This is a genomic window from Natronomonas sp. EA1, from assembly GCF_051195035.1.
Classification (GTDB): Archaea; Halobacteriota; Halobacteria; order Halobacteriales; family Haloarculaceae; genus JBNTJV01.
Genome location: NZ_JBNTJV010000003.1, coordinates 223,842 through 245,544, shown reverse-complemented (window position 1 = coordinate 245,544; position 21,703 = coordinate 223,842). Strand labels below are relative to the sequence as shown.

Sequence of the window (21,703 nt, the reverse complement as noted above, 5' to 3'; positions counted from 1 at the left end):
CATGTTCATCGCTTTCCGTGACGAGGTCGAGACGGCCCTCGCCGACGCGCTCTCGGCGTGCGGCTACCCGACCGACGACCTCGGCATCGAACAGCCTCCCGCGGACGTCGACGCGGTGCTCGCCTCCAGCGCGGCGTTCCGCCTCGCCAGCGTCGCCGAAGCCCCGCCGCCGCAGGTCGCGAGCGAGGTGGCCGAGGCACTCGATATCAGCGACAAAACGTACATCGGCACCGTCGAGACCCAGGGGCCGTACATCAACTTCCTCCCGAGCGAGGCCTACTTCGGCGACACGGTCAACACCGCCGACGAGACGTGGGGCCACCTCGACTCGCGCGAGGAGCGCGTCGTCGTCGAACACACCTCCGCGAACCCGACCGGCCCGGTCCACGTCGGCCGCGCGCGCAACCCCATCACGGGCGACGCCATCGCGAACCTCCTCGACGCCGCGGGCTACGACGTGGAGCGCCACTACTACGTGAACGACGCCGGCCGGCAGGTCGCCGTCTTCACCTGGGCGTACGAGACGTTCGACGAGTCCGATTTAGAAGAGGAGCCGGCCCGCGACCGCATCGAGTACGACCTCGTGCGCTACTACCGGAAGGGGAACGACTTCCTGGAGAACGGCGACCCCGCGAAGGTCTCCGAGGCCGAAGCCGAGATCGAGGCCATCATGCAGGGCCTCGAAGAAGGTGACGAGGAGACGTTCGAGCGCGTCGCCGAGGTGGTCGACCAGGTGCTCTCGGGGATGACCGAGTGTCTCGCCCGCCTCCCCGCGGAGTTCGACCGCTTCGTCAAGGAGTCGCAGTTCATGCGCGACGGCTCCACCGACGACCTCGTCGAGCGGCTGAAGGAACTCGACCAGGCGGTGTACGAGGAGGAGGCGTGGCAGCTCGAGCTGGACGAGTTCGGCATCGAAAAGAACCTCGTCTTCCTGCGGTCGGACGGGACTTCACTCTACACGACCCGCGATCTCGCCCACCACGAGTGGAAGTTCGCCAACTACGACCGCGCGGTCACGGTGCTCGGCGAGGACCACAAACTGCAGGCGGAACAGCTCGACGCCGCACTCGAACTCCTCGGCAACGACACCAGCCAGCTCACCTCGACGTTCTACTCGTGGGTGAACCTCCCGGGCGGCGAGGGGATGTCCACCCGTCGCGGCACCGGCGTGGACCTCGACGACCTCCTCGACGAGGCCGTCTCCCGCGCCCGCGACGAGGTGGAAAAACGCCTCGACACCCGCCAGCGCGACGACGACCTCTCCAGTGACGATATCGACCGCATCGCCGAGCAGGTCGGCATCGGGGCCGTCCGCTACGACATCGTCTCCAAGCAGCCGACGAAGACCATCACCTTCGACTGGGACCAGGCGCTCGACTTCGAGGCGCAGTCCGCGCCGTACGTTCAGTACGTCCACGCGCGCTGCTGTGGCATCCTCGACGACGCGGGAGAGCTCCCCGACGAGGTCGATTCGACGCTGCTCGACACCGAGGCCGAACGCGACCTGCTGCGCGTCATCGCGCGGTTCCCCGGCGTCGTCGACAAAGCCGCGGACGAGCTGGAGCCCCATCAGGTCGCCACCTACACCCGCGAGATCGCGGAGCAGTTCAACACGTTCTACCGCGAGTGCCCGGTGCTCTCGGCGGAGGACGAGGAGCTCCGGAAGGCGCGCGTCGCGCTCGTGGCCGCGGCCCGCGCCACCGTCGCGAACGCCCTCGGTGTGCTCGGAGTCGCGGCCCCCGAGTCGATGTAACCCGGTTACAGCGGGGGGATGAACCCGGAGATGAGCGACCCGCCGACGAACAGGACGGCGGCCGCACCCAGTCCCAGGGTGAGAAGCAGGAAGATGACGATCCACGAGAGCTTGACTGACGAATCGGACTCGGCCATGTGCGTGGGTTGCAACGCCGTGGGTTAAACGACTATTGGATTCTCCCGGTGGGTCCTCCCGGGCCGTGTGCTCCCCGCTTGCGGGCGACCGCGGGGCCGTGGAGTCACGCGCACGCGTCGGTCAACACATACTTACCCCTCTTGAACTTAGCACCGGCAATGAGCGAGACGGAAGCGGAACAGTCCGAACGGCAACGATACGAGTTCCAGAAGGTCATCGAGGAGCTACAGGACTACTCCGGCTCCGGGACCCAGCTGGTGAGTATCTACGTGCCCGAGGACCGACAGATCAGCGACGTGGTCGCCCACGTCACCCAGGAGCACTCCGAGGCCTCCAACATCAAATCCAAGCAGACCCGGACGGCAGTCCAGGACGCGCTCACCTCCATCAAGGACCGCCTGCGCTACTACAAGACCCCGCCGAAAAACGGGATGGTCCTCTTCTCGGGCGCCATCGACGCCGGCGGTGGCCAGACGGATATGGTGACGCGCGTGCTGGAGAGCCCGCCGGACCCCGTCGAGTCCTTTAGATATCACTGCGACTCCGCGTTCCTCACCGAACCCTTAGAGCACATGCTGGAGGACAAGGGGCTCTACGGCCTCATCGTCCTCGACCGGCGTGAGGCGAACGTCGGCTGGCTGAAGGGGAAACGCGTCGAGCCCGTGAAGAGCGCGTCGTCGCTCGTCCCCGGCAAGCAGCGGAAAGGTGGCCAGTCCGCCCAGCGGTTCGCCCGCCTCCGCTTAGAGGCCATCGACAACTTCTATCAGGAGGTCGCGGAGATGGCGAACGACCTGATGGTCCCCAAGCGCCACGAGATGGACGGCGTGCTCGTCGGTGGGCCGTCGCCCACGAAAGACGAGTTCATCGACGGTGAGTACCTCCACCACGAACTCGGCGACATCGTCCTCGGGAAGTTCGACGTCTCCTACACGGACGAGTCGGGTCTCTACGACCTCGTCGACGCGGCACAGGACGTGCTCGCGGAGACGGAGATCATGAAGGACAAAGCCGAGATGGAGGAGTTCTTCGAGCAGCTCCACAACGGCAAGCAGGCCACCTACGGCTTCGAGGCCACCCGCAAGAACCTCATGATGGGTGCCGTCGACCGCCTGCTCCTCTCGGAGGACCTCCGGCAGGACGTGATCACCTACACCTGCGAGAACGGCCACGAGGAACGCGAGGTCGTCGACCGCCGGCACAAGACCCCGGAGCACGAGTGTACGAAATGCGGTGAGACGGTCGCCGACGGCGAACGCGAGGACGTCATCGAGCATCTGATGGAGCTCGCCGAACAGCGCGGCTCCGAGACGAAGTTCATCTCCACCGACTTCGAGAAGGGTGAACAGCTGATGACGGCGTTCGGCGGCGTCGCCGGCATTCTGCGGTACTCGACGGGCGTCTAAGCCCGCTCTCTCGTCTCGCGTTCTACTCCCTGAGCTGCTCCAACTGCGCCCGTCGGCGCGGCACGTCGAAGTGCGGCGCGGTGTTCCCCTGTGCGTTGAGTCGGTCGAGCACGAGCAGCGCGTCCGTCCCGTTCTTCTCGACGCGTTCGATGAGCGCCTCGATTCTCCGGCGGTTGAGCGCGAGCGAGCCGAGTTGGCCGATGGCGAGCGCGAGCGGGATGGCGCTGTCTGCGTCCGCGGGGAACTCATCGGAGATGAGGGTGAAGTCGGGACTCCCGCCCGTCTCCGAGGGCTCGACGCGCAGACAGCGGGTGCAGAACGCGGCGGTGTCGGTCTCGTCGGGGGCGTACGCCCGGAGCTCCTCGGGCACGTCGAAGCTCACGGCGGAGCCGTTGCAGGCTGAACAGTGCATACTCGAGGTTCGACGAGGACGCGGAAAAGCGTATAGAAGCGGCTCGACCGCAGCGAGCCGGCCGCGCGTACGCGAGGCGTTCCGAGCTACTCGTAGTCCAGCTCGAACTGCTCGTTCTCCGTTACCGTGTTGAGCACGACGCTCGTGTTCGACTCCTTGATGTCGGGGTCGATGAGCAGCTCCTTGATCTGGCTGTTCATGTGGTCCGTGTCGGTGAACTTCCCGATGGCGATGACGTCGTGGTTCCCCGTCACCTCGTAGACGGAGACCATCTGTTTGTGCTCGCGCAGGCGCTCGGTGATGTCCGGGAGGGCGGAGCCCTCGCATTTCAGCTGGATGATGGCCGTCACGTCGTAGCCCAGCTCGCCGTAGTCGACGATGGGGGTATACCCCTTGATGATCCCCTGGTCTTCGAGGTCCGAGAGGTGGTTCGACACCGTCGTCACGGAGACGCCGAGCTGCTCGGCCAGGGAGCGGAGGGAGGCCCGACCGTCGTTCAGAAGCGCGTTCACCAACTTCTCATCGAGATTTTCGTACGTCATTAGTTCCCCTACCGTCCCCCACCCTTTAGAATTTTACGAACATCCAATTTTCGCGGAAGAGCGGTGAGGCTTGCACAGAACAACAGGGCTTTAGTAATAGGCTTCAACGGAACAGGTGTCCAAGAACGATGTCAACCGACACTATTGCCACCGACGGTGGCCTCTCCGCGGCTGCACAGGACGTCCTCGACGAGATCGAGGAGAAGAACGTCGACTTCCTCCGGCTCCAGTTCACCGACATTCTGGGGACGGTAAAGAACGTCTCCATCCCGGCCGACCAGGCCGAGAAGGCGTTCACCGAGGGGATCTACTTCGACGGCTCCTCCATCGAGGGGTTCGTCCGTATCCAGGAGTCGGACATGCGGCTGAAGCCGGACCCGGAGACGTTCGCCGTGCTCCCGTGGCGGAACACCGAGGAGCACGCCTCCGCACGCCTCATCTGTGACGTCATCAACACCTCGACGGGCGAGCCGTTCGAGGGTGACCCGCGCTACATCCTGAAGCAGGCCATCGCCCGTGCCGAGGAGATGGGCTACGACATCAACGCCGCCCCCGAACCGGAGTTCTTCCTCTTCGAGGAGGACGAGGACGGGCGCGCCACGACGAAGACCAACGACGCCGGCGGCTACTTCGACCTCGCGCCGAAGGACCTCGCCTCCGACGTGCGTCGCGATATCATCTACGGCCTGGAGGACATGGGCTTCGACATCGAGGCCTCCCACCACGAGGTCGCCGAGGGGCAACACGAGATCAACTTCACGTACGACGACGCCCTCTCGACGGCCGACAACGTCGCGACGTTCCGCACCGTCGTCCGCGCCATCGCGGCGCAGCACGACCTCCACGCGACGTTCATGCCCAAGCCCATCGCCCGCATCAACGGCTCGGGGATGCACACCCACATCTCGCTGTTCCAGAACGGCGAGAACGCGTTCCACGACGACGACGACGAGTTCAACCTCTCGGAGGAGGCCAAGCAGTTCACCGCCGGCATCCTCGATCACGCGCCCGCGCTCGCGGCCGTGACGAACCCGACGGTCAACAGCTACAAGCGGCTCGTCCCCGGCTACGAGGCCCCCGTCTACGTCGCCTGGTCCGACCGCAACCGCTCGGCGCTCATCCGCAAGCCGGCCGCGCGCGTCCCGGCCGCCTCGCGTATCGAGGCGCGCTTCCCCGACCCGTCGTGTAACCCGTATCTCGCGCTCGCCGTTCTCATCCACGCCGGTCTCGACGGCATCGAACAGGAGCTCAGCTGCCCCGACCCGGTCCGCGAGAACATCTACGAGTTCGACGAACAGAAACGCGAGGAGTACGGCATCACCACGCTCCCGACGAACCTCGGCGAGGCCGTCGACGCGCTGGAGTCCGACGAGGCCGTCTACGAGGCGCTCGGCCCCCACATCGGGCCGAAGTTCGTCGAGGCGAAGAAGGCCGAGTTCAAGGAGTACCTCATCGAAGTGAGCGAGTGGGAACTCGAGAAGTACCTCGAGACCTTCTAACCCACCTTTTTTCACGGGGGGTTCGCGCGCCTCCGGCGCGCTCAACCCCCGCCAAAAAAGCTGGACCAAAAAAGGCCGACTCAGCCCGTCGGGCTGAGTCGGGGAACCGAGCGAGTGCCCCGCGCTCGCTCGGATGCTCGCGCCTGACCGCAGACCGCCCCGTCACGACGTGCGCTCCGTGCGCGTCCTTCTTTCCGTGCATCGTGCAGGGCTCAGCCCTGCGCCCGGCACTCGCGATGGTCGTGCTCCCGCGAGTGTCCGCCCGCCCCGCTTGGGGCGGGCTCAGAAACCGAGGAGCGACGGCTCAGCGCCGCCGCGCGACGAGCGGGGCGCTGAGGATGACGGCGATACCGAGCGCGCTCCCGAGGAAGCCCGACACAGGTGCGTCGAGAGCGTAGGCCGCGCCGACGAGGCCGCCACCGACGGGGATAGCGATGGCGGCGGCGAGCGTGCCCTCGCGGCGGGTGACCGTGCCCTCCGTGGCGCGCGGGCCGAACAGCGTCCAGCCGACGCGCCCGCCGAGCGCGCCCCCGAGCGCGGCTATCGTCTCGAAGGAGAAGTGGGCGGCCGCGCCGACGGCGGCGACGAGGACGGCCAAGGAGAACGCGCGTTTGACGCGCGCGCCACGGTCGGTGGCCCAGTAAACGATGGTGAGGTAGGCGCTCCCGGCGAGAACGCCCAGCAGCACGTCGCCGAGATAGTGGACGCCGATGACGACGCGGGAGGCGGCGATGACGAGGACGGCGAGGCCGGCGAGGAGATACCGGATTCGGTCACGGCCGTACCGAAGGAGGAGCGCGGCCGCGCCGTAGGTGGCGGCGCTCCCGGTGGCGTGGCCCGAGGGGAGCGAGAAGCCGTCCGCGGTGGCGAAGTCGGCAAAGAGGGGGACGAGTATCGAGGGGAGCCACGCGATCTCCCGGAGCGAGCCCGCACCCGGGGGCCGCGGGTGGGCGAACGTCTCCTTCAACAGCGCGGAGACGGCGATGGCCCCGAGCGCGACGGCCATCACGACGGCGACGCGCTCGCGGGAGAGCGCGTCCTCGTCTATCGTCTCCCCGAGCGCGTACGCGAGCGTGAGCGCGAGGACGTAGAACCAGACGTCGCCGAGCTGGGTGAGTATCGCGAAGAGGAGGTAGATCGCGTCGGGGACGGCCTCGACGAACGCCTCCTCACCGATGCCGTGTCCCATGTCAGTTCCGTCGCTCCTGGATGCGGTCACGCAGGCGTCCGGGGACGCCCGCGACGGAGAGCCCCGCGCCGACGATGAGCATCAGCGCGTACAGCCCGAGCGTGGAGAGCCAGATGACGAGCATTGCGAGGACGGCCCAGCCGGAGGAGAGCCAGTAGAACGCGCCGAGCGTCATCGCCGTCCCGTAGAGGAGCACGAGATACGGCCCCCAGCCGCGGGCCTTTCCACTCCGAACCCGGCGACGGACGTAGCGTTTGAGGTCGCGTTCGATCTCGTCGCGGTGGACGGTGCGGTCGTCGACCTGCTCCTCGAAGGTGGCCACGCGGACGCGGAGCCGTTCGAGCTCGTCGGCGAGCTCCTCGTCGGTGAGCTCGTCGGGAGCGCGGTCACGGTCGATCTCTCGGTCGATGCGGTTGTCGGAGTCGGTGTCGTCGCCCATGGGTGTTGCAGGATTGTCGAGGTCGGTGTCGTCGGAGATGCGCCCGGCGAGCGCGGCGTTGAGGACGACGCCCACGAGGAGGACGAGCGCCCCGAAGTAGAGCCACGTGATGAGGAGCAACACGCCCCCCAGCACGCCGTAGGCCTCGTAGCTCCCGGCCATGCTCGCGTAGAGCCGGAAGCCGGTCTGGAGCGCGGTCCAGCCGAGCGCAGCGAAGACGGCGCCCGGAAGCGCCTCGCGGACGGTGACGCCGCGGGCGGGCAGCACGTAGTACAGCGGGAGGAAGGTGACGGTCAGCCCGGCGAGAAGCAGGAGCGTCGCGGCGATGTCGAGGAGGTCGATACCGGCCACCACGACGGAGAGGTCGACGAGCGCGATGAGCGCGCCGACGACGACGGTGGCCGCGACGCCGACGCCCACCGCGAGGAACGTGACGGTCGCGTTCTGGAGCTGGTGGAAGAAGCTCCCCTCCGCGGCCCCGTAGACGATGGAGAACGCCACGTCCAGCCCGCGGAACAGCTTCAGCGCGGACCACAGGAGGACGGCCAGTCCCACGAGCGTCGCGCCCCCGCGGCCGGCCGCGTTGGTGAGCGCGCCGATGACGAGCGTTCCCGCCTGCGGCCCGAGCGTCTCGGTGACGCGCTCGGCCACGGCGTCGACGAGCGTCGGCCCGCCGAAGACGGCCGCGGCGACGAGCGCGAGCAGCAACAGGGGGAGAAGCGAGATGAACGCGTAGTACGCGAGGCTCGCGGCGATGAACGTGATGCGGTCGGACTGGACGCCGTGGACGACGGCCTTGGCGATGTCCACGACGCCAGCGGTTCGGTTCACGCCCTGCGTTTCACGAGAGAACTACATATAGGCGGCGCTACCTCGTGGCGGGGCCTCGGACCGGCGAGCCGCTTCCGCTCGCCGCAAGCAGGTAGCGCGCCACGGGGGCGCGCTGTCGTGCCGGCGAGACGCTTTCGCTCGCCGCAAGCGGGTAGCGCACCACGGGGGCGCGCTGTCGTGCCGGCGAGACGCTTCCGCCCGCCGCAAGCGAGTAGCGCGCCACGGGGGCGCGCTGTCGTGCCGGCGAGACGCTTAGTCGACCACGAGCGATTCGATCTCCGACACCGACGCGTCCGACTTGAACGTCGTTCCCCCGTAGTGGGTCCGGGAGGCCTCGAACCCACCCTCCTCGAGGAGGTCGAAGAAGTCGTCGAGCGCGATTGCGGGCTCCGTCCACGACTTGTAGAGCTTGTGCTGGTCGTAGTGGGTCGGGGTGTCGAGTTCGCCCTCCAGCCGGTCGAGCAGCTTCAGCGCGCGCTTCTTCGACCCCATCTCGTCGGTGACCTGCTCGCGCACGCTCGCGACGAACTCGCGGTCGTGGGGGTGGCCGAGGTAGAGCGGTCCCGCGGTCTTGACGTTCGCGTCGCAGTTCGGGCAGGACGCGTGGGGGTCCGCGATGAGCCCCGTCGAGGACTCGCGCCAGAGACACTGCGGGCACCAGTCGACGTACCCCAGCTCGTCGATCTGGGCGTTCGCACGTTTCGCCCCCGAGTCGAGCTCGAGGTAGGTGCGGACGTAGTGGTTCGTCGCGTGGGTGAGGACCGGCGTGGCGGCCACGTCGTAGCGCGCGCCGGTGCGGACCAGCGCGGAGAGGAGGACCCGAACGCCCATCTCGGCGTGGAAGTCCGTGTTCCGGGGGACGGTGGAGTACTTCCTGACCCCGGAGCCGAAGTGCGCGCCGCAGAGGGGGGCGGTGTCGGTGGCGGTGACACACAGCAGGTGGCGGGCGCTGTTGAACGCGGCGTCGGCGAAGGGGATGGGGGTGCCGAACGGGTCGATATCCACCACGTCGTACCACTGCTCGTGCATGTGGGCGTTCGCGTCCGCGCGGAGGCACTCGCCCGGGAGGTCGTTGGCTTCGAAGTTCTTCTCGGCGAGCTCGACGGCCTCGGGGTCCACGTCACAGGCGGTGACCTCGTACCCCTCGCGTGCGGCGCGCAGCCCCCGGATGCCCGAGGCGGCCATCGCGTCGAGATACGAGTCCACGTCGCGTCGCTCGCGGTAGGCGCGGAGCACGGCCACGGTCAGATCGCGGTTCAGCTCCTGGACGGGATTGAAGAAGACGTCGGCGTCGGCGGTGCCGTCCTGTTCCGGCACGTCGAGGTGGACCGCACCCTCGCTGACTTGCATACTCGTTGGCGGTCGGGGAGGGCGAAAAGGGATGCGGAAGCGTGCGCACCGAACCCCTTTTCCCCGCACCGACTGAACCGAGGGACGTGACTGGGGTCGACGAGTGGACGGCGCTGTTGGCCGAGGAGGGGCGCCTCTCGCCGGCCGCCGTCGACGCCATCCTGACGACACACGGGGAGCGGGGAGCCACCGCCATCGAGGCGGTGGGGGAGAGCCGGGTGAAGGAGTACCGGGATTTCACCGTCGTCGTGGGCCACGCCGAGGAGTACATCGTGGAGGACGGCGCGTGTGAGTGTCGGGACGCGCAGTACAACCTCGACAGCGAGGACCCGGACCAGCTCTGCTGGCACGTCATCGCCGTCGCGATCGCCCGGCGTGTGGGTGCCGTCGACCACCACGATATGTGGTATTCGGAGGTCAGGGAGTTCCTCTAACGGGGGAAGAACAACAGAGTTAAACGCCGCGCTGGGGAACAGAACGGTAATGGCGACACTCTACGACGCACCCGCTGACGAGCTCATCGCGGCGGTTGCCGAGAAGCTCGAGGACGAACTGGAGACGCCCGAGTGGGCCGAGTTCGCGAAGACCGGCGCCTCGCGAGAGCTGCCCCCGGAGCAGGAGAACTTCTGGGCCATCCGCGGCGCCTCGCTGCTGCGGAAGGTCGCGATGGACGGCCCGGTCGGCGTCGACCGCCTCCAGAACGCTTACGGTGGGGCGAAGCAGGGGACCTCTCGCTACCGCGTCCGCCCGTACCAGAAGACGAACGCGTCGGGGAAGGTCATCCGCACGCTGCTCCAGCAGCTCGAGGAGGCCGGCTACATCCTGACGCAGGAGGGCCAGGGCCGCGCCGTCACCGGCGAGGGTCGCTCGCTGCTCGACACGACGGCCGGTGAGGTCATCGAGGCGCTCGACCGTCCCGAGCTCGAACGCTACGCGTAACGCGGCGAAACGGTTTTTCTCCCGCATCCAAAACACACTACTATGAGCGGTCAGCCCAACGAGGACGAACTCGAAGAGCTCCGGAAAAAGAAGATGCAGCAGCTGCAGGACAAACAGGGCGGGCAGGCCGACGAGGAGGCCATGGAGGCCCAGCGTCAAAAGCAGGAGGCCCAGAAGAAGGCGCTGCTCCGGCAGGCGCTCACCGACTCGGCGCGCAAGCGGCTCAACTCCGTCCGGATGTCGAAGCCGCAGTTCGCGGAGCAGGTGGAACAGCAGGTCGTCGCGCTCGCGCAGTCCGGGCGACTGCAGGGGCAGATCGACGACGACCAGATGCGGTCGCTGTTGAAGGAGCTCCAGCCCGACAAGACGGAGTTCAACATCGAGCGGCGCTGATGCGCGCGGGTGTCCTGTTCAGTGGGGGGAAGGACTCCACGCTCGCCGCGCTGCTGCTCGACCCGTTCTACGAGGTGACGCTCGTCCACGCCGGCTTCGGCGTGAGCGACGCGGCTAGCCACGCCGAGGCGGCGGCCGAGGCGCTCGGGTTCCCCTTCGAGGCGATCGAACTCGACCGCGTCGTCGCGGAGAGAGCCGTAGAGACGATCCTGGAGGACGGGTTCCCACGCAACGGTATCCAGTCCGTCCACGAGCACGCGCTCGAACGGGTCGCGGCCGAGGGGTACGACGCCGTCGCGGACGGGACGCGCCGCGACGACCGGGTACCCACCATCTCGCGGGCGTGGGCGCAGTCGCTGGAGGACCGCCACGACATCGACTACCTCTCCCCGCTCGCGGGGTTCGGGCGGCGCGCGGTCGACGACATGGTCGATGCGACCCTGGAGGTAGAGGAGGCGCCCTCCGAGGAGTTGCAGAAGGGGGATTACGAGGCCGACCTGCGGGCGCTCATCCGCGAGCAGGCGGGTCCCGAGGCCGTCAGGGAGACGTTCCCGGACCACGTCCAGACGCGCGTGACCGGCCGGCGGGAGTAGTCCGAACGCGGGCGTACGTTTTTGACCCGTGGTGACGTACCACACGGATATGAGCTTCATCATCGTCGGCTATGGGCGCGTCGGCCGCCGGACTGCACACATCCTCCAGTCGGAGGGCCACGAGGTCGTCATCGTCGAACACGACCCCGAGCGGGTGGAGTGGGCGCGGCGCGACGGCTTCGACGCCATCGAGGGTGACGGGGAGGACGAGCGCGTGCTCCTCGATGCCGGGCTGGAGGACGCACAGGCGGTCGGCGGGCTCACCGGCGATTTGAACGTGAACTTCGCGGCCTGCGTCATCGCCAACGGGTTCGGCTGCCGGACCGTCATGCGCATCGACGAGGACTACCGCCAGGAGATCTACGAGCGGTACGCGGCCGACGTGGACGAGATCGTCTACCCCGAGCGGCTGGGCGCGGCGGGGGCGAAGACCGCCCTCCTGGGTGGTGACCTGAACGTCCTCGCGGACCTCACCCAGGAGTTCACCGTCGCGACCCTGGACGTGCATCCCGGGTCGCCGCTCATCGGGAAGCGCGTCGTCGAGGTGGAGCTCCCGGGTGACGCCCGCATCTACGCCCACGGCCACGACAAGGAGCCGATGGAGATCCCGCTGCCGAAGACGGTCATCGAGGCGGGGGACAACCTCGCGGTGCTCGCGCCACACGACGCCATCGGCACGGTGCAGGAGGCGGTCCGCGGCGGCGCTGCCTGAGGTGAGAACGGTCCGGGCGCGCGGGGAGGATGGGGAGTTCGAGGCCGTCAGTGCGCGCCCAGTGGTCCCCTCTTCACGAGGGCGTATAAACCTGCGTCAGACGACTGTGCGACGATCGCACGAGGGAAGCGCTATCGCGGGTGAGTGCCATCCCAGACGGGGATATGCGCTCGTATCTTTATCAGTAGACCAGCTCCCCCTCGATGAACGCGCGGGCGCGGTCGTCTCGTGGTCGCTCGAACACGCGGCTCGCGGGGCCGCGCTCGATGCACTCGCCGTCGAGGAGGACGGCCACGCGGTCGGCGACCCGGCGGGCCTGCGCCATGTCGTGGGTGGCGAGGACGACGGCGATCCCCTCCGCGCGGGCCTGGTCGACGGCGGCCTCGATCACCGCGGTGTTCCGCGGGTCGAGGTTCGAGGTCGGTTCGTCGAGGAGGAGGGCGTCCGGGTCCGTTGCGAGCGCGCGGGCGAACGCGACACGCTGGGCCTCCCCTGATGAGAGGTCGCTCGCGGGGGAGTCGACGCGGTCGGCGAGCCCCACCGTCTCGAGCGCCTCGACGACGGTCGCCGGGGGTGCCTCGCGGACGAGCCAGCCGCGCACCCGCTCGCGCCACGACTGGCGGACGCGGAGGCCGTAGCTCGCGTTCTCCCCGACGGTCGCGGAGAAGAGCGCGCGGTCCTGTGCGACGTAGCCCACGCGTCGTCGGAGCGCTCTGCGTCTCGCCTCCGGAAGCGTCCACACGTCCTCGTCGTCGAGTTCGACGGTCCCCTCGTCGGGTCTCGAGAAGAGCGCCATGAGTCGGAGGAGGGTGGTCTTCCCCGTGCCGGAGGGACCGATGACCGCGAGGGTCTCGCCCGGTTCGGCCCCGAGGGTCACGTCCTCGAGGACTGGCGCGTCGAAGCCGAACGTCACTTCTCGCGCGCGGATCATCGGTCCAGCCTCCCGACGTACGAGCCGAGCGCGTTCACCCCGAGCGCGAGCACGAGCAGCACCCCGCCGAGGGCGATGCCGGCCTCGAAGTTCCCCTGTCGGGCCTCGACGGTGATTGCCGTGGTGAGGGTGCGGGTGAGCGAGGTGCCGTCGGAGAGGACGATGTTCCCACCGACGATGAGGACGGAGCCGACCTCGCTGATGGCGCGGCCGAACCCGGCCAGGATCGCGGTGACGATGCCGTAGCGCGCCTCGGAGATGGTGACGAGCTGCACGTCGCGTCTCGTTCCTCCGGCGGCGAACGCGGCGTCCTGCAGGGTGTCGTCGACCCCCTCGATGGCCGAGAGTGCGACGCTCGTGATGACGGGCGTCGCGAGGATGACCTGCGAGATGACCATCGCGCGCTGGGTAAAGAGGAGATCGAGCGAGCCGAGCGGCCCGGAGTTCGACAGGGCGAGGAGAACGACGAGTCCCACGACGACGCTCGGGAAGCCCATCCCGGTGTTGATGACGGTGGTGACGGCGCGCTTGCCGGGGAAGTCGGTGAAGGCGACGGTGACCGCGGTGACGAGCGAGATCCCCGTGGCGATGGCGACGGCCGCACCGCTCACGCGAAGCGAGACGACGAGTACGCTCAGGACGTAGCGAACGGTCTCGGGCGTGAGGTCCACAGTGGTAGGGAATCGAGGGCGTCTAAGAGTCTTGCGGCACGTATTCGTCGAACCCGGGGTCCTCCGAGAGGGCGTTCGGGAAGAACAGCTGTGAGCCGTTCGCCTCGTAGTTCGCGATGAGCTCCTGTCCCTGCGGGCTGGTGAGGAAGCCGGCGTACGCCATCGCCAGCTGGTAGTTCGTGTCCTCGTGTTTCGCGGGGTTCACCGGGATGACGCCGTACGGGTTCTTCAGGATCTCGGGGCCGCCCTCGAGGGGGCCCTGGACGTGAATCTCCAGGGAGATGTTGTCCTTCGTCGCCAGATAGGTCCCGCGGTCGGAGAGGGTGTAGCCGCCGGACTGGTCGGCCTGCACGAGGGTGTCACCCATCCCCTTCCCGACCGCCTGATACCACTGGCCCGAGGGGTCGATGCCGGCTTCGGCCCAGACGTTCAGCTCCTTCTTGTTCGTTCCGGAGTCGTCGCCCCTGGAGACGAACAGCGACTCCGTCTCCGCGATGGTGGCGAACGCTTCGGTGGCGCTCTCCATCCCCGAGATGCCGGCGGGGTCGTCCGCGGGCCCGACGACGACGAAGTCGTTGTACATCACGTCCCGCCGGTTCACGCCGTGACCGGCTTTCAGGAACTCGTCTTCCGCGCCGCGCGCGTGCACGAGAATCACGTCGGCGTCGCCGTTCGCCGCGGTCTGGATGGCCGCGCCGGTGCCCTGCGGCAGCGTCTTCACGGTCGCGTCGTACTGCTTCTCGAAGACGGGATTGAGCGCGTCGAGCAGCCCCGTGTCGTAGGTAGAGGTGGTCGTCGCCAGCACGAGCTCGCCGTCACCGATGCTGGCCGACTGAGACTGGCTTCCCTGTTCGTCGCTCGAACTTCCCTCGACCTGTGTACCCAGACAGCCAGCGAGCGCGAGCGCACCGGCCGCACCCGCCGCCCGCAGGACGTCCCTACGTTGTGTCGACATGGACATATCAAACGCAGTAGGACACTTAGCCGTTCCGACTGAGAGGGTAACTGGAATCAGTTATCTCTCGCGGATTCGTGACTGTTTCTGATCTCTGACAAGAACGAAGTGGCCTCCCACGAACACCGTACCGTGGCCGTCACGCGCGTACACCGGAAGGGCTGGGCCGTCGAGCTCTCGGCTTCGGAACTGCTCGGCGCGTTGGGTGATTCGGTTACCGTCCTCCCCGTGGTCGTCGCGCTCGCCGCGCTGACGGAGGTGTCGCTCGCGGGCGCGCTCGTCGGCTTCGGCGTCTTTCAGATCGTCTGGGGGCTCAGATACGGGTTGCCCGTCTCCGTCGAGCCGATGAAGGCCCTCGCGGGGCTGGCCATCGCGGGGACGCTCACCTACGGCGAGCTCGTCGCGGCGGGCCTCCTCGCGGGGGTCGTCCTCCTCGGCGCGTCCCGGCTGGGCGTCGTCGGCCGCATCGGCTCGCTGGTCGGCCGCCCCGTCGTCCGCGGGGTCCAACTCGCCGTCGCCCTCCTGCTCGCGCAGGCCGGGCTGGGCCTCGCGGGCGGCGACCTCCCGCTGGCGCTCCTCGGGGTCGCCGTCGCCGGCCTCACCGCGCTCGTCTACCCGAAGGCCGGCGCGCTCGCCGTCCTCGCGGTCGGCACCCTGCTGGCCGTCGACGGCGTGCCCACCGTCGCCCTGCCCTCGCTAACGTTCTTTCCCACCGCTCCCCGGTTCTCGGTCGCCGCGTTCGACGGCCTGCTCGGCCAGCTGGCGATGACCGTCGGCAACGCCGCGGTCGCCACCTCCCTCCTCTTTTCGGACCTCTACGACGCCGACGTGTCGCCCGACGAGCTCGCCGGCTCGATGGGCGTGATGAACCTGCTCGCCGTCCCGTTCGGGGCGATTCCGATGTGCCACGGCTCCGGCGGCCTCGCCGGGAAACACGCCTTCGGCGCGCGCACGGGTGGCGCGAACGTCATCCTCGGGGTGCTGTATCTCGCCGCGGCGCTCGTCGCGGGGCTCTGGACGGGCTTCCCCCTCGCCATGCTGGGCGTCCTCCTGCTGGTCGTCGCGGCCTCCCTCGCCCGGGTCGCGCTCGACACCGACGTGCTCGCGCTCGTCACCGGGATGGGTGTCCTCGCGCTCGCCACGAACGTCGGCATCGCGTTCGTCGTCGGCCTCGCCCTCCACCGCGCCGCAGGCGTTTTGCCCCGCCTGCGCGAAGCAGGAGTATGAGCTGGGACGCATGAGCTGGGACGCACTGTTTCGCCGGGCGGAGTCGTACGCGGTGACGGTAGAGGAGATCGAGGCCTCACTGGAGAGGGTCCGGGATGACTGACCTCTCGAAGGTCGTCGCCGACGCGGACGTGCTCGCCGCCGACCTCCTCATTGGAGGCCCCGCCCGCGACGCGCTCGATTTGGTGCGAAGCCACTCGTGGCTTCAGCTCGTGGCCTCCGACGAACTCCTCGACGACGCACAGGCCGTCATCGCCGACCTCGCGGACCCGGGCCTCGCCGCGGACTGGCGCGAGGCCATCGAGGACCTGCGCACGCCCGTCGAGCAGCCGCCGGGGGACCACCCCGGTCTCGCCTCCGCGCTCCACGGTGACGCCGTCCAACTGCTCTCCTTCGACGACCGCCTGACGAGCGCGAAGGGCGGGGTGACGATCCGAAAGTACGTCGAGGTGTCGGTGAAGCACCCGGACGCCTACGTCCAGCTGTTCGATCCCGAGCGGATGTACCCCGAGATCGTGGGTGGGGAGTATCCGGGGCCGGACCGGGACCCGCGGGCCTGAGTCGGGTCAGCGATTGATCGCGCCTGCGACCTTCCGCACGACGCCCCGGGGCAGCAGCCGCGTCACCACGGAGAGCAGTTTGTACTCGATACCGGGAACCACGACCGGCTTCCCGTTCATCACCCCCTGATACCCCGCCTCGGCCACCGTCTCGGCGTCGAGCCAGCGCATGAGTCCCGAATCGGGGTTCCCGATGGTCGCGTCTCCCATCCCCGCGCGCGACTGGAACTCCGTGGCGACGGGACCGGGACAGAGCGCGGAGACCCGAATTTCACCGTCGAACTCCTCCGCGAGCGCTTCGGACAGCGAGAGCAGGTACGCTTTGGGATGATCTCACTCTTTGAGATGAGTCCCGAAACGTGGTCTCATTTCAACTGCCAGAACATATATTTGTAATGCTAATATTCTTCCACAATTGAGAACTATTTCATTTTATGATATATTTTTCAGTAATTAATGTGAAATTACTGTGGCCTAATCTGGAGAGTGCGGTGTCATCATGAGAGAACAAAACGCTAACGCCACGGACCAGCCGTATAGCCAGCGACTAAGGCGAAGACCAACTCGCCGCTCAGTTCTTCAAGCGCTCGGTGCGACCGCAGTCATCGGAACCACGGTTCCTGGACTCGCGAGTGGGATCTCGTCAGAGAACATCATCTACCTCCGCGGAAGCTACGATAGTCCCGTTCCGTTTGAGCGTATCCGTGAAGCTCGCCAGAAAGCTGCCCAGAGAGGGAATAGTCAGAAGGTTAAGGGATCGGCCAATCCAGCCTTCCCTGAGAATGGTCGAATTGTCGACTATATCGTCACTCCTCGTGGAAACGGTATACCGCGGCAATTCATCGGTGTTGCTGGTAATCCTCAGTCCGTCGATGACGTTCATGCCCGTGCTCAAGAGAAGGCACAAGCCTTCAAGAACGGAGGTCAGGATCAAGGCGGAAGCTCATCCGACGGCTCGGATGGCTTGGTGTCGATCTCGCAAACCGGAAGCGGGTGGAACAATGTCACCCCAACCGACGACGAGGGATACTACTCGGAGTATCCCTACGGGGCCGTCCAGAACAACTTCGACTGGTGGAAACTCACGAACTCCCAAGAGGAGTACGGCCGCGACACGCACGCAATCCACCAGTATCACGCCATGATTCCGGGTAAGTCGAAGTGGGGCGGCAGTGAGAGCGAGTGGCAGAACGAGTACGCGAAAGCGTACCATTGGTGGAACCGGGGTGAGCAAACGAACCCCGAACTCAGAAAGTGGGACCCGTACACTCAAGACGGCTCCAGCTACAATATCTCTATCGGTACGTCGACGGAGCCACTCTCTTGGAGCTTCCCCGTCAACAACACGGATCTGCACACGAACACAGACTTCACAGTTCCCAGAGCTGAATGGAAGTGGCAGATCTGGGGCAATCAGTACCGAGAGAGTACAATGGGCTTCGAACCTGGAAGCACCTGCGAGGTGGATGAACACTCCTGCGGGCAGTACGATCTCCTCGAGTTCCGCTCGTACGGCGGATTCCAGAACGAACTAGACCTGTCCCGCCACGGTCTTTACTACGATTGGACTCTCTGGTGGGACTTCGGAACCTGCTAAAAACTAAGAGAAACCGCCCTCCCTCTTTTAATATGGATTCAAGTTTCATTCACCGCCCCCTGTTCGTAATCGCAGCCATAGTTGGAATACTGGCACTCAGCATTACAGGATATGCAATCGGAATCGACGTAGGACTACCCAGTGGTAGCCCCGATCGACCAACAGCCGAGAATGCGACGATCATGTCCTTTACGTGGAGTTCCGTTACCTGTGGGGAAGGTGACGGATACATCCGGGTTAATGATGTCAAATCAGATGTGGGACGGCGGTTAGTTCTCAACGTTTCGTTTAAAACAGACGCACCACCGTCCAGTCTTAACGCGCATCTCCAACAACAAGATGGGAAGTACGTCCTCACGCTGACACCTCGAAACAAAGATAACTCAGAGTGCCGGTTCGTAACCTATCGATCCACTGTTCAGCTGCCGGAAAAAGCTGATACGCTTGAAGTCCGGTACGATGGTAAGACAGAGTTCATCGTTGAACAGAATGGTGTGAGTGCGAAAACCGGTCCTGCCGCGAATCACTCAGTAAATAATCATAGTATTAAACATCGAAATCTATAATCTTATTGTCACATATCGAAAAATACTCAAATATTACAAGATCGCCTAAATTCACGGTACTTCGGTGCGCTTAGACGAATTATTGGTCAAGGAACTTGTCGTAACTGACACACTCCTCTCGGAAGTTCTGGTAGGTATCTCGCCCCCACACAATGGCTTCGGGATTCTGTGAGACTATTATTCCCCGAACCGTGCCGATCTCATCGTGGATGACGAGGACAGTCTTTTCGATTGGTTCCACGACAGCGACGAGACCGAACGGAGGAGTGTATTGACAGACCTGTATGGAAAAGTTACCGGTGTCGAGGAGCGTTTCTAATTCATCACTAAACTTCGATTGGAAGTATTCAACGCCACTGGACGGGAGGATGAATTCTGCGGTCAGCTCGTCTGCGGTCGTCTTCTCCAGGTGGGGCTCCACTTGGTTGGAGAATATCGTCGGCGCAATACCGTAGACAAAAGACGCTTCAGCAACAGATTCATGCAACGTTTCGTAGAGCTCATCCGGCATATGGTCGTTCATTGAGAGAATTGTTGCGTCTCGAAGGAGAGACGGGTGGAGAAGAGAACCGATTGGCTGTTTCGTGTCGAATATCTCTTTATAGTCCAGCAAGCTGTTCGTTGTATCCGCGAACCGCTGGTACTCTTTAAAGACGAGGATTCCGTAGTTAGTCGGCTGATAAACACTATCTTGCTTCTCTATAAGGCCGTTCTCTTCGAGGCGTTTGAGTCCGCGATAGATTGTGGATCGTGACTCATCTAGTTCACGGTTGAGTTCACTTTGGTCAGCGGGGGTCTCCAAGAGATATTTGAACAGGTTGACGCGTTGGAGGAGAATAGGCACGAATTCCGTTACCGAAGGGCGGGTCATGACTGCAAGTGACAACGTAGATGTAATAATTCTATTCATAAATTTATAACTGATTGTAAATGTCGCAGATAGGTCTTACTCGGTGACTCGAGAAGAGTAGAAACTACGAAATCTGAACCGTGAGATGGCCCGTAGAAGTGATTCGGATGTTGTAGGATTCGTACTCGAACTCGACCGCGGTCTCACTCATGGACTGTCCCTGCAACAGGGCGTCCAGAGCTTCTACGTCGACTTGTTCGTAGAGCGGGCTCGAGAGGTCGATTCATTTGGCGTTCTCGGGGCTTGCGAGGGCGAATAGGATGACGCGTTTGGAGGCGAAGTACACGGCCATGTACGGCCCGGGCTGGAACGCCGCGGAGGAGGCGACGTTGAGCACCCCGCCGTTTCGCGCTCTGAGACCGGGGCCGTACAGTTTGGTCAGGTGTGTTGGCGTGACGACGTTGAGTTCGAGCTGTGTCAACTCGCGCTCGGTGTCGATGTCGAGAAAGCTCCCCTGCGTTCCCATCCCGACGTTGTTCACGAGGTAGGTGACTGCGATGCCGCGGGACTCCGTCTCCTCGAAGAGCGCTTCCCGACCCTCGCGGCTCGCGAGGTCCTGCACCACGACGTGCGCGACGACTCCGTAGGTGTCCTCGAACTCCCTGGCGAGCTCCCGGAGCCGTTCTTCGCGCCGCGCGACGAGCACCACGTCGTGGCCACGGCGGGCGAACTGCCGGGCGAGTTCGCGGCCGATACCTGCCGAGGCACCCGTGACGAGTGCGGTTTCTGTCATACCTGGAGGACGTTCGTCGGGCGGGTAGCCCTTCCGGTCAGGGGGCCGCTCTCCCGCTGACGGGATGGGCTCCTGCCGAAAAGCTATAAACGAGAACGTCACCTACTCCGGTGTATGTCCATCACCCGCGATGCGGACGTGCTCGGCGGCGAGCCGCGCATCGACGGTACGCGGGTCGGCGTTCGCCACGTCGCGGCGCGAGTCGTCGACGGCGGGCAGTCCCCCGCACACGTGGCCGACCAGCTCGACCTCCTGCTCGCGCAGGTCTACGAGACGCTCTCGTACTACTACGCCAACATCGAGTCGATGCGCGAGTTCGAACGGGCGAACGACGACGCGTTCGACCGCGTCCGTGGGTCCTCGCTGAAGCCGAAAGAGCCCGTCAAGTGACGGGCGACAGTCTCCTCCTCGACGAACACGTCGGTCGCGTGTTCGAGCGTCTGCTCCGCGAGCGGGGATTCGACGTCGAGCAGGCGAAAGACCGGTTCGGCGAATACACGCGAGACGCGGACCTCCTCGCCTGGTGCGTCGAGCACGGTGTCGTCCTGTTGACGAACAACGCGAAGGATTTCGAGTCGCTCCACGCGGACCACGACCACGCGGGGATTCCTCCCTACTACAATCAGAGGCTCCTCGACACCGACCCCGAGGGGCTCGCCCGAACCGTGGACGAGGTGTGCGTCACTACCGTTCCGCATAGAAGTCCGCGAACTTCGCCAACGCCCGCCCGCGGTGGGAGATGGCGTTCTTCTCCTCCGAATCCATCTCGGCGAACGTCTGCCCGTCGTGTTCGAAGATGGGGTCGTAGCCGAACCCGCCGTCGCCACGGGGCTCGACGATGCGCCCCGGGACGGCCCCGGTAAAGAGCTTCACCGGGACCGCCCCCTCGTCGACGGTATCCGAGGTCGTGGCCGTATCCCGGTCCGCCGCGGCGAGGTCCTGCCCACGGCGGTCCCCGCGGTCGACGGGTTCGGGCGTCGCCTCGAAGGGCTCGCCGTCGCAGTAGGCGATGACACAGCGGAAGCTCGCACGGAGGGTCCCCTCCTCGCGGGCGAGGCGGCCGACGCGTTCGACGCCGAGCGTTTCCTCCACGTAGGAGGAGTAGGGGCCGGGGAACCCATCCAGGTCCTCGATGAACAGGCCGGCGTCGTCGACGATGACCGGCTCACCAGCATGGGAGAAGGCCTCACGGGCGCCCACGGCGGCGATGCGCTCGAGGCTCGATGATTGGATCTCCGTGTAGTCGAACTCGAGTTGCTCGACGCCCTCACCGAGATACTCCAGCGCCTCCCGGACCTTCCCGGGGTTGGTCGTCACGTATCTGAGCATGCGAGCACATCCGCGGCGCGAAGAAAGAGTC

26 protein-coding genes and 1 pseudogene are annotated in these 21,703 nt (G+C 65.7%); 13 read left to right on the top strand and 14 right to left on the bottom strand.

Features of this window, described 5'->3' with window-relative positions; genetic code table 11:
• Position 1 precedes the first annotated feature (1 nt).
• Positions 2–1,753 (top strand): arginine--tRNA ligase, encoded by a 1,752-nt coding sequence (argS, locus tag ACQUQR_RS10870; RefSeq protein WP_435196500.1) that lies wholly within the window; start codon positions 2–4, stop codon positions 1,751–1,753.
• Positions 1,754–1,758: 5 nt separating this feature from the next.
• Here argS and ACQUQR_RS10865 read toward each other — a convergent pair whose 3' ends face one another.
• The gene (locus ACQUQR_RS10865; RefSeq protein ID WP_435196499.1) at positions 1,759–1,890 is read right to left on the bottom strand and encodes a hypothetical protein; all 132 of its coding nucleotides are present in this window, start codon (positions 1,888–1,890) and stop codon (positions 1,759–1,761) included.
• Positions 1,891–2,049: 159 nt separating this feature from the next.
• Between ACQUQR_RS10865 and prf1 the strand changes: the two genes are divergently transcribed.
• A complete protein-coding gene (gene prf1 / locus ACQUQR_RS10860; protein ID WP_435196498.1) occupies positions 2,050–3,294 on the top strand; it encodes a peptide chain release factor aRF-1 in 1,245 nt (414 codons plus the stop codon).
• Between the two features lie 22 nt (positions 3,295–3,316).
• Here the strand turns inward: prf1 and ACQUQR_RS10855 are convergent, their stop codons facing one another.
• Both ACQUQR_RS10855 and lrp read right to left on the bottom strand, forming a co-directional pair.
• Positions 3,317–3,706 (bottom strand): DUF6276 family protein, encoded by a 390-nt coding sequence (locus tag ACQUQR_RS10855; RefSeq protein WP_435196497.1) that lies wholly within the window; start codon positions 3,704–3,706, stop codon positions 3,317–3,319.
• A gap of 86 nt (positions 3,707–3,792) precedes the next feature.
• Positions 3,793–4,248 (bottom strand): HTH-type transcriptional regulator Lrp, encoded by a 456-nt coding sequence (gene lrp / locus ACQUQR_RS10850; RefSeq protein WP_435196496.1) that lies wholly within the window; start codon positions 4,246–4,248, stop codon positions 3,793–3,795.
• 128 nt (positions 4,249–4,376) lie between these two features.
• On the opposite strand from lrp, the gene glnA reads away from it, so the two are divergent.
• Positions 4,377–5,747 carry a type I glutamate--ammonia ligase gene (glnA, locus tag ACQUQR_RS10845; protein WP_435196494.1) on the top strand — a complete coding sequence of 457 codons (1,371 nt, stop codon included), beginning with the start codon at positions 4,377–4,379 and terminating at the stop codon, positions 5,745–5,747.
• 304 nt (positions 5,748–6,051) lie between these two features.
• Here the strand turns inward: glnA and ACQUQR_RS10840 are convergent, their stop codons facing one another.
• The 3 genes from ACQUQR_RS10840 to ACQUQR_RS10830 form a co-directional block, all read right to left on the bottom strand.
• Complete coding sequence (locus tag ACQUQR_RS10840; protein WP_435196492.1) at positions 6,052–6,936, bottom strand: phosphatase PAP2 family protein; 885 nt, start codon at positions 6,934–6,936, stop codon at positions 6,052–6,054.
• A 1-nt stretch (position 6,937) separates the two neighbouring features.
• Positions 6,938–8,206 (bottom strand): YhjD/YihY/BrkB family envelope integrity protein, encoded by a 1,269-nt coding sequence (locus ACQUQR_RS10835; protein ID WP_435196491.1) that lies wholly within the window; start codon positions 8,204–8,206, stop codon positions 6,938–6,940.
• A 252-nt stretch (positions 8,207–8,458) separates the two neighbouring features.
• Positions 8,459–9,556 (bottom strand): tRNA (guanine(26)-N(2))-dimethyltransferase, encoded by a 1,098-nt coding sequence (locus tag ACQUQR_RS10830; protein WP_435196490.1) that lies wholly within the window; start codon positions 9,554–9,556, stop codon positions 8,459–8,461.
• 86 nt (positions 9,557–9,642) lie between these two features.
• Here ACQUQR_RS10830 and ACQUQR_RS10825 point away from each other — a divergent pair, with 86 nt between their 5' ends.
• The 5 genes from ACQUQR_RS10825 to ACQUQR_RS10805 are packed head-to-tail and all read left to right on the top strand — an operon-like array spanning position 9,643 to position 12,193.
• Entirely contained in the window at positions 9,643–9,990 is a 348-nt protein-coding gene (locus ACQUQR_RS10825) for a hypothetical protein (protein WP_435196489.1), read from the top strand.
• Positions 9,991–10,039: 49 nt separating this feature from the next.
• Positions 10,040–10,495, top strand: a complete 456-nt coding sequence (locus tag ACQUQR_RS10820) for a 30S ribosomal protein S19e (RefSeq protein WP_435196488.1) — start codon at positions 10,040–10,042, stop codon at positions 10,493–10,495.
• A gap of 42 nt (positions 10,496–10,537) precedes the next feature.
• The gene (locus tag ACQUQR_RS10815; RefSeq protein WP_435196487.1) at positions 10,538–10,888 is read left to right on the top strand and encodes a DNA-binding protein; all 351 of its coding nucleotides are present in this window, start codon (positions 10,538–10,540) and stop codon (positions 10,886–10,888) included.
• Entirely contained in the window at positions 10,888–11,481 is a 594-nt protein-coding gene (locus ACQUQR_RS10810) for a DUF7411 family protein (protein WP_435196486.1), read from the top strand. Before ACQUQR_RS10815 ends, ACQUQR_RS10810 begins: the two co-directional genes overlap by 1 nt.
• A 49-nt stretch (positions 11,482–11,530) precedes the next feature.
• Entirely contained in the window at positions 11,531–12,193 is a 663-nt protein-coding gene (locus ACQUQR_RS10805) for a potassium channel family protein (RefSeq protein WP_435196485.1), read from the top strand.
• Between the two features lie 181 nt (positions 12,194–12,374).
• On the opposite strand, the gene ACQUQR_RS10800 is transcribed toward ACQUQR_RS10805, so the two are convergent.
• From ACQUQR_RS10800 to ACQUQR_RS10790, 3 genes are read right to left on the bottom strand one after another with little or no spacing between them, the layout of a single operon-like run.
• Positions 12,375–13,124 (bottom strand): ATP-binding cassette domain-containing protein, encoded by a 750-nt coding sequence (locus ACQUQR_RS10800; RefSeq protein ID WP_435196484.1) that lies wholly within the window; start codon positions 13,122–13,124, stop codon positions 12,375–12,377.
• Entirely contained in the window at positions 13,121–13,795 is a 675-nt protein-coding gene (locus ACQUQR_RS10795; protein WP_435196482.1) for an ABC transporter permease, read from the bottom strand. The genes ACQUQR_RS10800 and ACQUQR_RS10795 overlap by 4 nt, the downstream gene beginning before the upstream one ends.
• 22 nt (positions 13,796–13,817) lie before the next feature.
• Positions 13,818–14,750: a substrate-binding domain-containing protein gene (locus ACQUQR_RS10790; protein WP_435196481.1), complete on the bottom strand. Its 933-nt coding sequence runs from the start codon at positions 14,748–14,750 to the stop codon at positions 13,818–13,820.
• 132 nt (positions 14,751–14,882) lie between these two features.
• Here ACQUQR_RS10790 and ACQUQR_RS10785 point away from each other — a divergent pair, with 132 nt between their 5' ends.
• Both ACQUQR_RS10785 and ACQUQR_RS10780 read left to right on the top strand, forming a co-directional pair.
• Entirely contained in the window at positions 14,883–15,977 is a 1,095-nt protein-coding gene (locus tag ACQUQR_RS10785) for a putative sulfate/molybdate transporter (protein ID WP_435196480.1), read from the top strand.
• A gap of 95 nt (positions 15,978–16,072) precedes the next feature.
• Complete coding sequence (locus ACQUQR_RS10780; protein WP_435196479.1) at positions 16,073–16,537, top strand: DUF7384 family protein; 465 nt, start codon at positions 16,073–16,075, stop codon at positions 16,535–16,537.
• 6 nt (positions 16,538–16,543) lie between these two features.
• On the opposite strand, the gene ACQUQR_RS10775 is transcribed toward ACQUQR_RS10780, so the two are convergent.
• On the bottom strand, positions 16,544–16,747 hold the full coding sequence (locus ACQUQR_RS10775; RefSeq protein WP_435196477.1) for a hypothetical protein: 204 nt from the start codon (positions 16,745–16,747) through the stop codon (positions 16,544–16,546).
• A 289-nt stretch (positions 16,748–17,036) separates the two neighbouring features.
• Between ACQUQR_RS10775 and ACQUQR_RS10770 the strand changes: the two genes are divergently transcribed.
• On the top strand, positions 17,037–18,134 hold the full coding sequence (locus tag ACQUQR_RS10770) for a hypothetical protein (RefSeq protein ID WP_435196476.1): 1,098 nt from the start codon (positions 17,037–17,039) through the stop codon (positions 18,132–18,134).
• 645 nt (positions 18,135–18,779) lie between these two features.
• On the opposite strand, the gene ACQUQR_RS10765 is transcribed toward ACQUQR_RS10770, so the two are convergent.
• From ACQUQR_RS10765 to ACQUQR_RS10755, 3 genes are all read right to left on the bottom strand, one after another.
• Positions 18,780–19,571, bottom strand: coding sequence for a helix-turn-helix transcriptional regulator (locus tag ACQUQR_RS10765; RefSeq protein WP_435196475.1), 792 nt, complete (start codon positions 19,569–19,571; stop codon positions 18,780–18,782).
• Between the two features lie 103 nt (positions 19,572–19,674).
• Positions 19,675–19,833 (bottom strand): HalOD1 output domain-containing protein, encoded by a 159-nt coding sequence (locus ACQUQR_RS10760; RefSeq protein ID WP_435196974.1) that lies wholly within the window; start codon positions 19,831–19,833, stop codon positions 19,675–19,677.
• Complete coding sequence (locus tag ACQUQR_RS10755; RefSeq protein ID WP_435196474.1) at positions 19,834–20,343, bottom strand: SDR family NAD(P)-dependent oxidoreductase; 510 nt, start codon at positions 20,341–20,343, stop codon at positions 19,834–19,836.
• 114 nt (positions 20,344–20,457) lie between these two features.
• On the opposite strand from ACQUQR_RS10755, the gene ACQUQR_RS10750 reads away from it, so the two are divergent.
• Together ACQUQR_RS10750 and ACQUQR_RS10745 are read left to right on the top strand one after the other, a co-directional pair.
• Positions 20,458–20,733 (top strand): DUF433 domain-containing protein, encoded by a 276-nt coding sequence (locus ACQUQR_RS10750; RefSeq protein ID WP_435196473.1) that lies wholly within the window; start codon positions 20,458–20,460, stop codon positions 20,731–20,733.
• Positions 20,730–20,942: pseudogene (locus ACQUQR_RS10745) on the top strand (DUF5615 family PIN-like protein); the annotation flags it as partial. The gene ACQUQR_RS10750 and the pseudogene ACQUQR_RS10745, both read left to right, overlap by 4 nt.
• Before the next feature lie 85 nt (positions 20,943–21,027).
• Here ACQUQR_RS10745 and ACQUQR_RS10740 read toward each other — a convergent pair.
• Positions 21,028–21,672, bottom strand: coding sequence for a non-canonical purine NTP pyrophosphatase (locus ACQUQR_RS10740; protein ID WP_435196472.1), 645 nt, complete (start codon positions 21,670–21,672; stop codon positions 21,028–21,030).
• Positions 21,673–21,703 lie beyond the last annotated feature (31 nt).

What these genes read in the sequence shown, in the direction of transcription:
- argS (WP_435196500.1), top strand. Translation starts at nt 2, where the DNA reads ATGTTCATCGCTTTCCGTGACGAGGTCGAGACGGCCCTCGCCGACGCG.
- ACQUQR_RS10865 (WP_435196499.1), bottom strand. Translation starts at nt 1,890, where the DNA reads ATGGCCGAGTCCGATTCGTCAGTCAAGCTCTCGTGGATCGTCATCTTC.
- prf1 (WP_435196498.1), top strand. Translation starts at nt 2,050, where the DNA reads ATGAGCGAGACGGAAGCGGAACAGTCCGAACGGCAACGATACGAGTTC.
- ACQUQR_RS10855 (WP_435196497.1), bottom strand. Translation starts at nt 3,706, where the DNA reads ATGCACTGTTCAGCCTGCAACGGCTCCGCCGTGAGCTTCGACGTGCCC.
- lrp (WP_435196496.1), bottom strand. Translation starts at nt 4,248, where the DNA reads ATGACGTACGAAAATCTCGATGAGAAGTTGGTGAACGCGCTTCTGAAC.
- glnA (WP_435196494.1), top strand. Translation starts at nt 4,377, where the DNA reads ATGTCAACCGACACTATTGCCACCGACGGTGGCCTCTCCGCGGCTGCA.
- ACQUQR_RS10840 (WP_435196492.1), bottom strand. Translation starts at nt 6,936, where the DNA reads ATGGGACACGGCATCGGTGAGGAGGCGTTCGTCGAGGCCGTCCCCGAC.
- ACQUQR_RS10830 (WP_435196490.1), bottom strand. Translation starts at nt 9,556, where the DNA reads ATGCAAGTCAGCGAGGGTGCGGTCCACCTCGACGTGCCGGAACAGGAC.
- ACQUQR_RS10820 (WP_435196488.1), top strand. Translation starts at nt 10,040, where the DNA reads ATGGCGACACTCTACGACGCACCCGCTGACGAGCTCATCGCGGCGGTT.
- ACQUQR_RS10815 (WP_435196487.1), top strand. Translation starts at nt 10,538, where the DNA reads ATGAGCGGTCAGCCCAACGAGGACGAACTCGAAGAGCTCCGGAAAAAG.
- ACQUQR_RS10810 (WP_435196486.1), top strand. Translation starts at nt 10,888, where the DNA reads ATGCGCGCGGGTGTCCTGTTCAGTGGGGGGAAGGACTCCACGCTCGCC.
- ACQUQR_RS10805 (WP_435196485.1), top strand. Translation starts at nt 11,531, where the DNA reads ATGAGCTTCATCATCGTCGGCTATGGGCGCGTCGGCCGCCGGACTGCA.
- ACQUQR_RS10800 (WP_435196484.1), bottom strand. Translation starts at nt 13,124, where the DNA reads ATGATCCGCGCGCGAGAAGTGACGTTCGGCTTCGACGCGCCAGTCCTC.
- ACQUQR_RS10790 (WP_435196481.1), bottom strand. Translation starts at nt 14,750, where the DNA reads ATGTCGACACAACGTAGGGACGTCCTGCGGGCGGCGGGTGCGGCCGGT.
- ACQUQR_RS10780 (WP_435196479.1), top strand. Translation starts at nt 16,073, where the DNA reads ATGACTGACCTCTCGAAGGTCGTCGCCGACGCGGACGTGCTCGCCGCC.
- ACQUQR_RS10775 (WP_435196477.1), bottom strand. Translation starts at nt 16,747, where the DNA reads ATGGGAGACGCGACCATCGGGAACCCCGATTCGGGACTCATGCGCTGG.
- ACQUQR_RS10770 (WP_435196476.1), top strand. Translation starts at nt 17,037, where the DNA reads ATGAGAGAACAAAACGCTAACGCCACGGACCAGCCGTATAGCCAGCGA.
- ACQUQR_RS10765 (WP_435196475.1), bottom strand. Translation starts at nt 19,571, where the DNA reads ATGACCCGCCCTTCGGTAACGGAATTCGTGCCTATTCTCCTCCAACGC.
- ACQUQR_RS10755 (WP_435196474.1), bottom strand. Translation starts at nt 20,343, where the DNA reads ATGACAGAAACCGCACTCGTCACGGGTGCCTCGGCAGGTATCGGCCGC.
- ACQUQR_RS10750 (WP_435196473.1), top strand. Translation starts at nt 20,458, where the DNA reads ATGTCCATCACCCGCGATGCGGACGTGCTCGGCGGCGAGCCGCGCATC.
- ACQUQR_RS10740 (WP_435196472.1), bottom strand. Translation starts at nt 21,672, where the DNA reads ATGCTCAGATACGTGACGACCAACCCCGGGAAGGTCCGGGAGGCGCTG.